This is a genomic window from Andreprevotia chitinilytica DSM 18519, assembly GCF_000711875.1.
Taxonomy (GTDB): Bacteria; Pseudomonadota; Gammaproteobacteria; order Burkholderiales; family Chitinibacteraceae; genus Andreprevotia; species Andreprevotia chitinilytica.
The window spans coordinates 491,692-504,865 of sequence record NZ_JONM01000001.1 but is presented as its reverse complement, the minus strand read 5'-3'; the positions used below and the strand labels follow the sequence as shown (position 1 = coordinate 504,865).

Annotated in this window: 13 protein-coding genes; all 13 read right to left on the bottom strand. The window is 59.2% G+C overall.

Annotated features, from left to right (window positions below):
* Positions 1-13 precede the first annotated feature (13 nt).
* Positions 14-613, bottom strand: a complete 600-nt coding sequence (locus tag BR41_RS02275; RefSeq protein WP_035052151.1) for a LutC/YkgG family protein — start codon at positions 611-613, stop codon at positions 14-16.
* Positions 610-2,007 carry a lactate utilization protein B gene (locus tag BR41_RS02270; protein WP_035052148.1) on the bottom strand — a complete coding sequence of 466 codons (1,398 nt, stop codon included), beginning with the start codon at positions 2,005-2,007 and terminating at the stop codon, positions 610-612. The genes BR41_RS02275 and BR41_RS02270 overlap by 4 nt, the downstream gene beginning before the upstream one ends.
* Positions 2,004-2,747 carry a (Fe-S)-binding protein gene (locus tag BR41_RS02265; RefSeq protein WP_035052146.1) on the bottom strand — a complete coding sequence of 248 codons (744 nt, stop codon included), beginning with the start codon at positions 2,745-2,747 and terminating at the stop codon, positions 2,004-2,006. Before BR41_RS02265 ends, BR41_RS02270 begins: the two co-directional genes overlap by 4 nt.
* Positions 2,748-2,885: 138 nt before the next feature.
* The gene (gene rhaS, locus BR41_RS02260; RefSeq protein WP_211251633.1) at positions 2,886-3,884 is read right to left on the bottom strand and encodes a rhamnose ABC transporter substrate-binding protein; all 999 of its coding nucleotides are present in this window, start codon (positions 3,882-3,884) and stop codon (positions 2,886-2,888) included.
* 114 nt (positions 3,885-3,998) lie between these two features.
* Positions 3,999-4,973: an ABC transporter permease gene (locus BR41_RS02255; RefSeq protein WP_035052143.1), complete on the bottom strand. Its 975-nt coding sequence runs from the start codon at positions 4,971-4,973 to the stop codon at positions 3,999-4,001.
* Between the two features lie 2 nt (positions 4,974-4,975).
* Positions 4,976-6,070 (bottom strand): ABC transporter permease, encoded by a 1,095-nt coding sequence (locus tag BR41_RS02250; RefSeq protein ID WP_211251632.1) that lies wholly within the window; start codon positions 6,068-6,070, stop codon positions 4,976-4,978.
* Positions 6,067-7,593 (bottom strand): sugar ABC transporter ATP-binding protein, encoded by a 1,527-nt coding sequence (locus BR41_RS02245; protein ID WP_035052141.1) that lies wholly within the window; start codon positions 7,591-7,593, stop codon positions 6,067-6,069. Before BR41_RS02245 ends, BR41_RS02250 begins: the two co-directional genes overlap by 4 nt.
* Before the next feature lie 102 nt (positions 7,594-7,695).
* Positions 7,696-8,589, bottom strand: coding sequence for an amidohydrolase family protein (locus BR41_RS02240; protein WP_035052138.1), 894 nt, complete (start codon positions 8,587-8,589; stop codon positions 7,696-7,698).
* A 20-nt stretch (positions 8,590-8,609) separates the two neighbouring features.
* Complete coding sequence (gene rhaM, locus BR41_RS02235) at positions 8,610-8,924, bottom strand: L-rhamnose mutarotase (RefSeq protein WP_035052135.1); 315 nt, start codon at positions 8,922-8,924, stop codon at positions 8,610-8,612.
* Positions 8,925-8,933: 9 nt separating this feature from the next.
* Entirely contained in the window at positions 8,934-9,686 is a 753-nt protein-coding gene (lra1, locus tag BR41_RS02230; protein WP_035052133.1) for an L-rhamnose 1-dehydrogenase Lra1, read from the bottom strand.
* Between the two features lie 140 nt (positions 9,687-9,826).
* Positions 9,827-11,011 (bottom strand): L-rhamnonate dehydratase, encoded by a 1,185-nt coding sequence (gene rhmD, locus BR41_RS02225; RefSeq protein ID WP_035052557.1) that lies wholly within the window; start codon positions 11,009-11,011, stop codon positions 9,827-9,829.
* Positions 11,012-11,028: 17 nt separating this feature from the next.
* Positions 11,029-12,345 (bottom strand): MFS transporter, encoded by a 1,317-nt coding sequence (locus tag BR41_RS02220; RefSeq protein ID WP_211251631.1) that lies wholly within the window; start codon positions 12,343-12,345, stop codon positions 11,029-11,031.
* Positions 12,346-12,372: 27 nt separating this feature from the next.
* Positions 12,373-13,125: an SDR family NAD(P)-dependent oxidoreductase gene (locus tag BR41_RS02215; RefSeq protein WP_035052131.1), complete on the bottom strand. Its 753-nt coding sequence runs from the start codon at positions 13,123-13,125 to the stop codon at positions 12,373-12,375.
* Between the last annotated feature and the right edge of the window lie 49 nt (positions 13,126-13,174).

Below are 13,174 nucleotides of genomic sequence, written 5' to 3'. Positions count from 1 at the left end.
TAAACCGTGTGGATCAATCATTTGACGAACGCGGCAGTTCAAGCACAGTCAGGCTGCGTATTCCTTGCGCACCTCGAATCAATACCCCTTCAATATCAGCTGTAGCCGACGGCCCGGTCATCAACACCGCATAACGCGCGGTGAAGAACTCGCGGCGTTGATATGCATGATGCAGATTCGGCACGATATCGGCCGGGTCAAGTAAAACGACCAGATGCTGCGGTAAGTAACCCAGCGCGTTTACGCTGTATTGGACTTCTGATAGCCAGACCGATCCAGTCTCGGCAACTGCGAAACCAGCGCGGACCACGCCGATATCCACACCATCGAGCTGGCGTGGGTCATCGATGGATTCAATGCGGCAGGTACCCTCTGCTTCTGGCACCGCGGAACAAATGTTCTTCGCACTGGGAAAACGATTGCGGATCACCGAATCAAAATCATCAGCCAACCCAGCGCCTTCAAGCCAAACCCCGCCCATTTTTCCTAAGGCCGCGATAAAAGCGGCGCGTGTCGGCGGTAAATCAGTATCGAATAAAGGAACTTTCGGCAATGCGCAACTGGCGGGTTGTTTTTGACGGACTGCGGCCAGAATGGCGTCTCTGTTAGTCATGCTTTGCCCTCCGGCTGGTCATCTTTGTTGCGGTTCTGCGCATACCATTCATGGAAAGTCTGCTTCGGCGCAGCCGGCAATTCGCGCTGTTTGCCCCAGGCATTGAACGGGTTGTAAAGAAACGCACGCGGCAAGCCGCCGATGGTCTTGGCCCCTTCGGAAAGCTGGCGATAGCGTTTGGGGTCGCCCAAGACTTTGCCTGCCAGTTTCATCGCCTCTTTCTTGATGAAGGACACTTGCCCCTGCTCCACCACGATTTGCCGCCACTTGTAGATTTGCTCGTGGATGTTGATCTTCACCGGGCAGACATTGCTGCAACTGCCGTTAAGCGTGCTGGCAAACGGCAACGCGCTGTATTTTTTGAGATCAAACGTCGGATTGATGATCGCGCCGATCGGCCCGGCATAAACGCCGCCGTAACTCAGACCACCGCTGCGTCGATACACCGGGCAGGTATTCATGCACGCGCCGCAGCGGATGCATTTGAGCGAATACCAGAAGTCATCCATCGCCAGCCGTTCACTACGGCCATTATCAACCAGGACGTAATGCAGCTCGCCGCCGTCTTTCGGGGCGCTGAAATGAGAGGTGTATTGCGTAATCGGTGAGCCGATGGCGCTGCGCGACAGCATGCGGATGAATACCGGCAAGTGTTCCAGCCGCGGGATCAGTTTTTCGATACCGATACTGGCGATGTGCAGCGACGGTACGTTGGCGGACAAATCGGCATTGCCCTCGTTGGTGCAAACCACCACGCTACCAGTTTCCGCCACGGCGAAATTGCAGCCGGTCATGCCAGCTGCAGTGGACTTGAGGAAATACGGCCGGGTGTCTTGCCGCATGCCTTCAGCGAGGTAATGCGGATCATCGTTACTGCGGTCAGTGCCGATGGTGTCTGCGAATACTTCGGCGACGTCCTTGGCAAGCTTGTGCACGGCCGGGATGACGATATGGCTGGGCATTTCGTCATCGAGCTGCTGAATGCGTTCGCCCAGATCGGTTTCGATCACCGCAATGCCTCGCGCCTCTAGGTACGGCCGCATTTCGCATTCTTCGGTGAGCATGGACTTGCTCTTCACCAGCGTATCCACGCCGCGCTCGCTCAACAGCTGATGCACGATGCGATTGTGTTCGGCCGCGTTCGCCGCCCAATGCACGACCACGCCATTGGCAATGGCTTTGCGCTCGAACTCCTCCAGGTAGTCAGCCAGATTGGAGAGCGTATGTTCCTTGATCCGCGAGGCCAATTCGCGCAGTTGCTCCCATTCAGGAATGCCATGTGCCTGCTGATCACGCAGGCTACGAATCTGCCACAGGCGCTTATCGTGGAACTGGATGTGCGGCTCATCTTTGATAAAACTGCGTGAGGCTTTGACGTGATCGACCTTGCTCATGCCTTGGCCCCATTCAGGATTTGCGCAATGTGGATGAACTTGAGCGGTAAACCCAGCCGCTCGGCGCAGCCTTTTTGATGCATCAGGCAAGACATGTCCGCCGACACAATGTATTCCGCCCCTGCGCCAGCGTGATCACGGACTTTGTCGTAGCCCATGCGTGCCGATACCGGTTCTTCGGTCACGCAGAAGGTACCGCCAAATCCGCAACACTCATCCGGCCGTTGCGGCGCCGCGAATTCGATGCCTTTGACGCCTTGCAGCAAATCCAGTGGCTTGGAGAAGAACGGCAGATTCAATTCACTGGAGCTGGCGTGGTTGAGCCGCCGCAAGGTGCCGCAGCTATTGTGCAAACCTACCTTGTGCGGGAACTCGGCCCACGGAAAATCGCGGATATTCAATACATCGTGTAGAAACTCGACAAGTTCGTAGGTATTAGTGCGCACCCTCGCACGCGCATCGTCATCTGGTGCCGCCGTCAGATGATCACGCACGTGATGCACGCAGCTACCGGAGGGAGAAACGATGTAATCGAAGTCAGCAAAGTTCTGTACAAACAGCGTTTCCGCCGCACGGGCATCAGCTTGGCAGCCGCTATTGCCCAAGGGCTGACCACAACAGGTCTGGTTGGGCGGGTAAACCACCTGGCAGCCGACCCGCTCCAGCAATTCCAGCGTGGCGATGCCGACTTCGGGGAAAAAGGTATCGATGAAACAGGGAATGAACAACGCAACCCGCATGCTTGCTCCAGATTCGCAAGGGAACCACTACTAAATACAATGAAATTGACGGCCGCAGATGTCGGTAATGCCTGAAATTGGTTGGGCAGAGACATCAAGGGGCGACTATTTAGCCGCCCCTGTTCAATCACTTGGCAATCAGAAATTGAAGTTGTCGATATTGCTGGCATCGAACGTGGTCGGCGGTCCAAGGACTACCTCACCATTCTTGCCCACGGTGCGCTTGCCCAGCTTGCCTGCGTCGAACGATTCGCCTTCCTTGCCGGTGATGTTGCCAGCGGCGAGATGCGCAGCGGCATAGGCGGCGAGATAACCCAGCTGACCGGGGTCCCACAACTGGAACGCTTTCACCGTACCGTTCTTCACAAAAGCGCGCATCTGGTTCGGTGTGCCCAAGCCAGTGATGGCGACTTGGCCTTTACGTGGTGAGGTGGAGAGATAACGCGCCGCCGCCGAGATGCCGACCGTGGTCGGTGAGATGATGCCTTTCAGCTTTGGATAGGCCTGCAGCAAACCCTGCGTTTCGACGAAGGATTTCTGGTCGTCGTCGTTGCCGTAGGCCACCTTCACCAGCTTCATCTTGGCGTATTCAGGCTTTTTCAGTTCTTCCTGCATCCACTTGATCCAGGTGTTCTGGTTGGTGGCGTTGGGGGTGGCGGACAGGATGGCGAATTCGCCTTCCCCGCCGATCAACTTCGCCAGCAATTGCAGCTGGGCACGGCCAATGCCTTCGCTATCCGCCTGGTTGACGAAAATCTGCCGACCGTCCGGCGAGGTATCCGAATCGAACGTTACCACCTTGATGCCTGCCGCCTGAGCCTTCTTCAGATACGGCACGACCGCGTTGGCATCATTGGCTGCGATCACGATGGCATGCTGCTTTTGCGTGATCAGCGTGTTGACGTACTGCACTTGTGACGATGCGCCAGCATCGGACGGGCCGACCACCTTGCCTATGCCGCCGAATTCCTTGATCGCCGTCATGCCACCCTCATCAGCGATCACTTCATACGGGTTGTTGATCTGCTTGGGCAGGAAGGCGATCTTCAGATCCTTTTTAAGCTCCGCTGCGCCAACCCCGGCCATGAGCGTCGCCAGCAACATCGGCAAGGCGAGCATTTGCACTTTTCTCAACATGATTCGACTCCTTCGTGTGATCCACATCGGGCGGCCCAAAGCCGTCACGTTGTGAGTTGTGTGGGTACTGCGGTTACAACATCGAGTCCAACAAGTTCTTTGAAAAAATCCGTTTCAGGCAGCCGCCAGCGCACGCCGTTGCCGCGATTCGCGCCACCGTGCCAGCAGGTTGGGTACGAGCACCGACGACAACAGCAACAAGCCAGTGACGATAGTGAGCACTTCGCTCGAAACATCCGACAGCGTGAGTGCGTTCTTGAGTACGCCGATGATGACCAGCGACAGCAACACGCCCACCAGAGAGCCTTTGCCGCCGAAGATGGAGACGCCACCAAACAGCACCGCAGCGACCACCGAAAGCTCGAAGCCTTCGCCGTTGTCACCCCGGGCACTGGAAAAGCGCAGCGTGTAGATCACGCCAGCCAACGCACTCATGAAGCCGCTCAATACGAACAACCTGAGCTTGGTGCGCGCGACGTTGATGCCGGAGAAATGCGCTGCAGTCTGGTTGCTGCCGATGGCGTACAAACTGCGGCCGAACGGCGTGGCCTGCAGCAGCACCGTGAACAGGATCGCCGCGATGATCACGATGACGAAGGGCTGTGGAATGAAGCTATCGCCCACGTTGCTGATACCGAACAGCGTGTAGTTGCCCGGAAAATCTGCAATCGCCTGATCGCCCAGCAGCAAATAGGCACAGCCACGAAACAGCGCCATGGTGCCGATGGTGACCGCCAGCGACGGCAGGGCGAATTTGACGATCACCACACCGTTGAACAAGCCGGCCAGCGTGCCGGCAACCAGGCAGGTAACAATCACTGCCGGCATGGGTAACCCCATGTGCCAGAGCACGCCCATCAAAGCGCTCGACATGCCCATGACCGAGGCCACCGACAGATCGATCTCGGCCGCTACGATGATCAGTGTCATCGGCAAGGCCATCAGCGCGATTTCGGTGAAATCAGCCAGCAGGTTGGAGAAATTGGATGCGCCGAGGAAATCCGGCGACAGGCCACGCCCGAGCGCCAGCGACGCAATCAGCACTACGCACAGCATGGCTTCCCAGGAAAAATGTTTGGACTTGTTCATGTTCAGGCCTCCCCGTGATCGCGTTTTTTCATCGTCCAGCGCGCAATGGCGCGGGACAGCAGCGTATCGGTCGCAATGGCCAGCACGATCAACGCGCCTTGAATCGCCAGTTGCCAGAACGGCGACACCTTCAGCACCACCAGTGACAGGTTGATCACCCCCAGCAGTAGTGCGCCAAGCGTTGCACCCCACACATTGCCGACCCCGCCGGTGATCGCCACGCTGCCCACTACGGCGGCGGCCACCACTTGCAGCTCGATGCCCTTCGCCGTGCTGGCATCCACCGTGCCAAAACGCGCCAACCACAACACCCCGGCCAAACCAGCCAGCGCACCAGACAACACAAACCCCTTGAACACACGACGACTGACGCGGATGCCGGCAAGATTGGCGGCTTCCGGGTTCGAGCCAATGGCGTAGAACTCCCGCCCGCCGCGATAGTGCTTGAGGTAGTAGCCGATCACCGTCAGCACGGCGAGGGCGATCAGGACCAGCACCGGTACACCCAGCACATCGCCATTCGCGAGCAGTGCGAATGAATCCGGCAAGCTGGTCGCGTTGATCTGGCCGCCATGCACCCAGGCGTAATCGATGCCGCGAAAGATGTAGAGGGTCGAGAGCGTTGCCACCAGTGATGGCACGCGGCCAAAGGTGACCAGCGCGCCATTGATACAACCCGCGGCACAGCCGATCAGCACCCCGGCGAGCACGGCCACGGGTACTGGCAGCCCCGGAATGGCAACGAACAAGCTCCCCACCGCATAGGCGGTAATGCCCACCGTGGAGCTGATCGATAGATCGATATGTCGCATCAGCATCACCACCGTCATGCCGGCGGTCAGCATGGAAATGATGGCTACGTTGAGTAGCACATCGCGCAGGTTTTGCAGGTTCAGGAAATGCGGGCTGGCGAGCGCGGTGCCGGCGATCAACGCCAACAACACGGCAATCAGCGTGCTTTCGCGATGGCGGCCGAGGAACAGGAACCAACGCGAGGGTTCGGTCTTGCTGGCAGGCTGCGTTAGCCCGGTCATTTCGACGGGAACCGTTGGCGAGTTGATCGGTATGGCTTTCGGCATGTGAACGATGGAATTCATGCGGCCCTCCGCAATGGTTGTTCGGCTTGCCCGAGCGCGGCGGCCATGATGCGTTCTTCGTTGGCTTCGCTACGGGGAATATCAGCAGTAATGCGCCCTTCGCACATCACCAGCACGCGATCAGCCATGCCGAGCACTTCGGGCAGTTCGCTGGAAATCATCAGTACCGCCATGCCCGCCTGTACCAGATCGGTCAGCGTCTGGTAGACCTCGGCCTTGGCGCCGACGTCGATGCCGCGGGTAGGCTCGTCAATGATCAAGACGTGGGGATTAGTGGCGAGCCATTTGCCCAGCACCACTTTCTGCTGGTTGCCGCCGGACAAGGTGCCGGCCGCTACGTCCATGGTGTGCGCCTTGAGCTTGAGCTTGCCGCCCCAGTGGGCAGCGAGTTGCCGTTCGGTATTGGCCGAAATCAGGCCGTGCCGGCCCAAACGCGCCAGAACGGTGAGCGAGGCATTACGCGCAATGGGCAAATCGAGCGCCAGACCTTGCTGACGGCGGTCTTCCGGCACCAGCGCCAACCCGGCGTTAACCGCCAGTGCCGGCTTGCCGAGTTGCAAGCGTTTGCCCTGTACCAAGACTTCACCGCCATCGACCGGATCGATGCCAAAGATGGCTCGCGCCACCTCGCTACGCCCTGCCCCGACCAGACCAGCCAACGCCACGATCTCGCCGCGCCGCACGTCGAACGAAATATTTTTGAACACGCCGCGCCGAGTGAGCTTGTTGACTGACAACGCCACCTCGCCCGGCACTACATCGACTTTCGGGTAATAGGTGGCAAGATCACGGCCGACCATCTTGGCGACGATGCTGTCGTGATCCATCTCGCTGGTCGCGGCGAAATGCACGGCGGCTCCGTCACGCATGATGGTGATGCGCTGGGTGAGGCGGAATACCTCTTCCAAGCGGTGGGTGATGAACAGGATGGCAACCCCGGCATCGCGCAACCGTTCCGCGATGGCGAACAAGCGCTCGACTTCCGGTTTGGAAAGCGCGGCAGTCGGCTCGTCCATGATCAACACATTGGCGTTGAGCGACAGTGCCTTGGCAATCTCGACCACTTGCTGATCGGCAATCGACAAACCGCGCACCAACTGCGCTGCCTTGAGCTGTACCCCCAGAGAAACCAGCATTTCCTCTACCGCCTGCTCCATCACGTCGTAACGGATGCGGCCGATCCGATCCAGTGGCTGGCGGCCCATATAGATGTTCTCGGCGATCGATAGATCGGGGAACAGCGTCGGTTCCTGATAGATGACTGCAATGCCGGCTGCGATGGCAGCGGATGGCCGGGCGAATCGGCATGGCTGACCGTCAACAAGTAACTCGCCGCCGTCCGGCTGATGCACGCCGGCAAGGATTTTGACCAACGTGGATTTACCCGCGCCGTTCTCGCCAAGCAGCGCGTGCACTTCACCGCGGCGCAAGGTGAGCGAGGCATCGATCAAGGCCCGGACTTCGCCAAAGCGCTTGCTGGCATGGCGCAGTTCCAACCGGGGTGGTGTTGCTGGGGTGGTCATGATGCTGCCTCCTGGTTCGAGGAGGATGTCGGCAACACATGAAACAAGAACTGCCACCGACATCCCCCCCTTACCCCCCTTTCAACCGGGGGGATGAAAAACTCAAATTCGATAAATTCGCTCGGCGTTCTCGCGAAACAGCATCGCTTGCTCTGAGGCACTAAAGCCGGACACGATGTCGGCATACGCTCGCCACAAGGCCGAGTAACTGCCGTACAACCGATCCACCGGGAAGTTGGATGCAAACAGGCAGCGCTCCGGCCCGAAGGTATCGATCACCTGCAGCACATACGGCCGCAGGCTTTCCACCGTCCAACGGTGATCGAACATGCCAAGACCGCTGATCTTGATGGCAACGTTCGGATTGGTCGCGAGCAGCGCCAGGCCATCGCGCCACTCCCGCCAACCGGCCGTGGTATTGCGATCGACGAACATGCCGGCGTGGTTGATGACGAATTGCGTATCGGCGCTATCCCGCGCCAACAACATCGCCAGCGGCATTTGCGACGGGTACAGCTGCAAATCAAAGCTCAGGCCGAACTTCGCCAGCAGCTTGAGATTGCGCCGCCATACCAGCTCGCTCATGTATTGGCGGCCCACATAGTCGTAATACGGGTTGTCGTGCACATTCAGAATCTGCCGCACGCCACGTACGTTCTTGAATTCGCAATGCGCCGCCAGCAAGGGCTCGGCGTCTTCCACGGAGAAATCCACGGCAGCGACGATGGCGTTGGGCATATTCCGGTTCGCCGGGTCATCCGCCACGCTTTGCAACCAGCTGGTTTCTGCCAGCGGATCGGCATGATTGGCCTCGACGTGCACGGTCTTGAGCACCTCGATGCCACCGGCCGCCGCGTCCGCCAGCAGATCGGCGACCAGATAATTGCGGCGAATCGGCGTGATATCGCCGCTGAACGACTCGGTTTCGCTTTCCATCCACGGATAGCACTGACTGGAAAGGTCCCAAAGATGAATATGTGGGTCGACGACTTGCATGGCTGTTCTCTGTCTCTGATCTAGGCGAGGTGAAACATCGGCTTCAGTGCCACTTGCTGCGGGGCGCTGTCCGGCTGGGTCGCCATGATATCCGCCATATGCAGCCACCACTTGCGCACGATGGCCTGCAGCGGCAATTCATCCATGCTGTGATCGTCCGCAGCCTTCAACACTGCGAACAGGTGGTGCGTTTCTTCGTCGAGAAAAATCCAGTAATCCGCGATGCCGGCGGCATGCAACGTATCGGCTAGCTCAGGCCAGATCGCGTCATGACGGCGCTTGTATTCGTCTTGCATGCCGGGATTGAGCGTCATGCGAAAGGCGTGGGTTTGCATGGTTGCCGCCTACTGAAGATTCACAAACAGGCCGCCATCGACCAGTAGCGCTGCGCCGGTCACATAGCGCGCCATGTCTGATGCCAAGAACACCACCGGGCCGGCCAGATCTTCCGGCTCGCCCAGCCGGCCAAGCGGAATGCGGTTTTGCATGTAGGCGAGCTTGTCAGCATCGGCCAGATCGTCTTTGTTGATGTCGGTGAGGATGGTGCCGGGCAGCACCGAGTTGCAGCGGATGCCGTATTTGCCCAGCGCGATCGCACACGACTGCATCAGTGAATGCACACCGGCCTTGGTGGGGGTGTAGTGCGTTTGCATCTCGCCGCCGACCAGCGCCGAGATCGAGCTGACCGCAATGATCGCGCCGCCCCGGCCTTGGTCTTTCATGCGGTTGGCTGCGGCCTGCGTGACGTAAAACGCGCCATGCAGGTTCACTTCCATCGTGCGTTTGAGCACATCCACCGGCATATCCAGAAAGCTGTGGAACGGGCAGATGCCGGCGTTGCTGACCAACACATCCACACTGCCAAAGTGTTTAACGGCAGCGTTCACCAGCAAGGTGCCGGTAGCTGGGTCGGCGATATCGCTTTGCACTGCAACGGCCTTGCCGCCGATTTTGTCGATGTCCGCCAATACCTCGTCGGCATGGCTGTGGTGGCTGACCACCACGTTTGCGCCTTGCTTGGCGCAACCCACCGCCACGGCGCGGCCGATGCCACGTGAACCACCGGTGACGATGACGGTTTTTCCTTCGAGCAACATATCGATTCCTTATGTTTTTCTCCCCTCTCACGCTCGCGGGAGGAGGAAGAAAACTACTACGTAGCCCGGACGGATTTGCCGGCCGGGGTGACTTCGATTGAGCACATAGTCCCCGGCCGGCAAGCCGTCCGGGCTACGTGCTAATGCTGATATGGCCTATGCAACTGGCACTCGGGGTTCAAGCGCACACCAAAACCGGGTTTATCCAGCGCCGAAACATTCATTCGGCCATTCACCGGCACCGGTTCATCCAGCAACAAGGGGTTGAACATCGGCACGACCTCATCGGCCTTGGGCGCCATCATCAGGAACTCGGCGAACGGGCTGTTATGGCGGGTGATGACGAAGTGGTAGCTGTAGACCGACGAGCCATGCGGCACGACCAGCACGTTATGGGCATCGGCCAGCGCGGAAATCTTGATCAGCTCGGTAATGCCGCCGCACCAGCCCACATCCGGCTGGATGATGTCGCAGCAGTCTTTTTCCAGCAGTAAACGGAAACCCCAACGGGTGGCCTCGTGCTCGCCGGTGGTCACCAGCATGCCCTTGGGCACATTGCGTTTGAGTTCGGCGTAGCCCCAGTAATCGTCTGGCGGCAGCGCCTCTTCGATCCATTTCAGGCCGAACTGATGCGCCTTGGTTGCGAGCTTGGTGGCGTAGTTGACGTCCAGGCTCATCCAGCAATCGAGCATCAGCCAGAAGTCATCGCCGACGCGGTTGCGCATGTCTTCGATCATGGCGAGGTTCTTGTGCAAGCCCTCTTCGCCTTCGGCCGGACCGTGGTGCAGCGGCATCTTGCCGCCGATAAAGCCCATTTCGCTGGCCAGATCCGGCCGTGCGCCGGTGGCGTAGAACTGCAGTTGATCACGCACCGCGCCGCCCAGGAGCTGATGGACCGGCTCACCGCGCACCTTGGCCAGCAAATCCCACAGCGCCAAATCGACGCCAGAGATGGTGTTGATCACCACGCCCTTGCGGCCGTAATACAGCGTGGCGTTGAACATCTGATCCCACATTTTTTCGATGTCGGTGATTTTCTGGCCTTCCACAAAACGGGCCAGATGCTTCTCGACGATGAATGCACCCAGCTCGCCGCCGGTTGTGACGGCGAAACCGACTGTGCCGTCGCTCGCTTCCACTTCCACCACCAGCGTGCCGAGCACGTTGATGCCGAAACTCTGGCGGCTTTGCCGGTATTGTTCGTACTTGCTCATGGGCGTGGCGATGTGATCGTCGATCCAATGGCCGCCGCCCTGGTCGTGATAATCGGCACCACCGCCGCGCACGGTGAAGGCACGAATATGTTTGATGGTGGGCATATTCATAAAAGCTCCGGATTTGGTCATGGATGAATGGCTTGTGTTGTGCGTAGCAACGGGGGCGCTTTCAGGCGGATGAGGTAGATCAACAGCGCACCGATGAGTGAAGTGGCCGCCAGCAGATACAGGCCGGCCTGACTGGATTCGAATGTGCGTTCAGCCCAGGTCTTGGCATTTGGGGCGATGAAGCTGCCCACCGCACCCAGCGAATTGATCAGCGCCAGGCCGCCCGCAGCTGCCACGCCACGCAGGTAATCGGTCGGGAAAGTCCAGAACAGCGGTTGCACCGCGATAAAACCGGATGCGGCCAGGCAAAGCGCCAGCAAAGACAACACCGAGTTCGCAAAGGTCGCCGACAAGGCGATGCCTGCGCCTGCTGCAGCCAGGGTCAACGCCGCCGGCACACGACGCTCGCCAGTGCGATCGGAATAGCGAGGAATCAGATAAGCCGCCGCCAAGGCGCACACCCACGGAATCGCAGCAACAAGGCCGACCTTGAAGCCAATCTGTTGGCCCATCAGGGCGGCAATCTGGCTCGGCAGGTAAAACACCACGCCATACACGCTCATCTGGATCAGGGCGTAGATGAGGCTCAGGTACAGCACGCGTCCGTTGGCGAGCAACGTGCGCATCGAATGCGGCGCATCACTGCCGCGTTGGCGATCGTCGGCGGTCATGGCTTGATCGAGCACGGCCTTTTCATCGATACAGAGCCAAGTCGCACGAGCTGGCGTGTTGTCGAGGTAGAACAGCGCCCAGATGCCAACAGCACTCGCCAGCAAGCCTTCAATCAGAAACATCCACTGCCAGCCGTGTAGGCCCGCCGCACCGTGGAACTCCAATAACAAGCCAGACAAGGGGCTGCCAAAAATGAAGGCCAGTGGTGCGCCGAAGTAGAACATCCCTAGCGCCCGGCCGCGGTAAGCCGACGGAAACCACAAGGTGAGATACCAGATCACGCCAGGGAAGAACCCCGCTTCAGCGACGCCAAGCAGAAAGCGCAGTACATAGAACGTGGTTTCATCGTGCGCGAACATCATCGCGGCCGAAATCATTCCCCAGGTCACCATGATCCGGCATAGCCAGACCCGCGCACCGACCCGATGCATGATCAGGTTGCTGGGCACTTCCAGCAGCGCGTAGCCGGCAAAGAAAATGCCCGCGCCAAAAGCAAAGGCGGCGTCGGAAATACCCGTATCGAGCTGAAACGCTTTCTTGGCGAAGCCGATATTGGCGCGGTCCAGAAAAGCCAGCACGTACATCAACAGCAGAAAAGGAATCAGCCGCCGGGTGATTTTGCCGATCACCCGATCCAGCTCGGTACGGTTCACGCTTTGCACGATGACGCTCCCGGTGGGGTGGCGAACTTAATAGGTGGCGCGACCGCCGGAGATATCGAACACCGCCCCGGTGCTGAACGAGCAGTCTTCCGATGCCAGCCAGCCAATCATGGCCGCCACTTCGTCCACCTGCAGAAAGCGCCCCATCGGGATTTTCGACAGCATGTAGTCGATGTGCTGCTGGCTCATCTGGTCGAAGATTTCGGTCTTGGCAGCGGCGGGCGTGATGCAGTTCACGCTCACGCCCTTGGTCGCCAGTTCCTTGCCAAGCGACTTGGTCAGCCCGATCAAGCCCGCCTTGGAGGCGCTGTAGTGCGACGCGGTCGGGTTGCCTTCTTTGCCAGCCACCGAGGCCACGTTGACGATACGGCCGTAACCGTTTTCGAGCATGTAGGGCACAACGGCGTGGCAGGTCAGGAATGGCGCGATCAGGTTGACTTCGATTACCCGTGCCCAGCCCTTCGGATCAAGCTCCCATGTCACACCATTGCCACCGGTGATGCCGGCGTTGTTGACGAGGATGTCGATTTTTCCGAGAGCAGCTGCCGTTGCGGCTGCAGCGACGTCGACGGCGTTCTTGTCGGTCAGATCAAGCGCATGCACGCTCACTTTGCCGTGGCCGGCGAGCTGGGTTGCTGCTTCATCCAGCCGGGCGGCATCGATATCCCACAGCGCTACGCTGGCGCCGGACTTGAGCATCCGTTGCGCAGTAGCAAAGCCGATGCCGCGGGCACCGCCGGTAATGATGGCAACACGGTTGGTGAGATCGAGTTGGTTCATGACTTGAGTCCTATGTTGTTCCGTACGGCCGGCTGCACGCGTACGCCGC

Coding starts and splice junctions, on each gene's coding strand:
- BR41_RS02275 (WP_035052151.1), bottom strand. CDS start 613: ATGACTAACAGAGACGCCATTCTGGCCGCAGTCCGTCAAAAACAACCC.
- BR41_RS02270 (WP_035052148.1), bottom strand. CDS start 2,007: ATGAGCAAGGTCGATCACGTCAAAGCCTCACGCAGTTTTATCAAAGAT.
- BR41_RS02265 (WP_035052146.1), bottom strand. CDS start 2,747: ATGCGGGTTGCGTTGTTCATTCCCTGTTTCATCGATACCTTTTTCCCC.
- rhaS (WP_211251633.1), bottom strand. CDS start 3,884: ATGTTGAGAAAAGTGCAAATGCTCGCCTTGCCGATGTTGCTGGCGACG.
- BR41_RS02255 (WP_035052143.1), bottom strand. CDS start 4,973: ATGAACAAGTCCAAACATTTTTCCTGGGAAGCCATGCTGTGCGTAGTG.
- BR41_RS02250 (WP_211251632.1), bottom strand. CDS start 6,070: ATGAATTCCATCGTTCACATGCCGAAAGCCATACCGATCAACTCGCCA.
- BR41_RS02245 (WP_035052141.1), bottom strand. CDS start 7,593: ATGACCACCCCAGCAACACCACCCCGGTTGGAACTGCGCCATGCCAGC.
- BR41_RS02240 (WP_035052138.1), bottom strand. CDS start 8,589: ATGCAAGTCGTCGACCCACATATTCATCTTTGGGACCTTTCCAGTCAG.
- rhaM (WP_035052135.1), bottom strand. CDS start 8,924: ATGCAAACCCACGCCTTTCGCATGACGCTCAATCCCGGCATGCAAGAC.
- lra1 (WP_035052133.1), bottom strand. CDS start 9,686: ATGTTGCTCGAAGGAAAAACCGTCATCGTCACCGGTGGTTCACGTGGC.
- rhmD (WP_035052557.1), bottom strand. CDS start 11,011: ATGAATATGCCCACCATCAAACATATTCGTGCCTTCACCGTGCGCGGC.
- BR41_RS02215 (WP_035052131.1), bottom strand. CDS start 13,125: ATGAACCAACTCGATCTCACCAACCGTGTTGCCATCATTACCGGCGGT.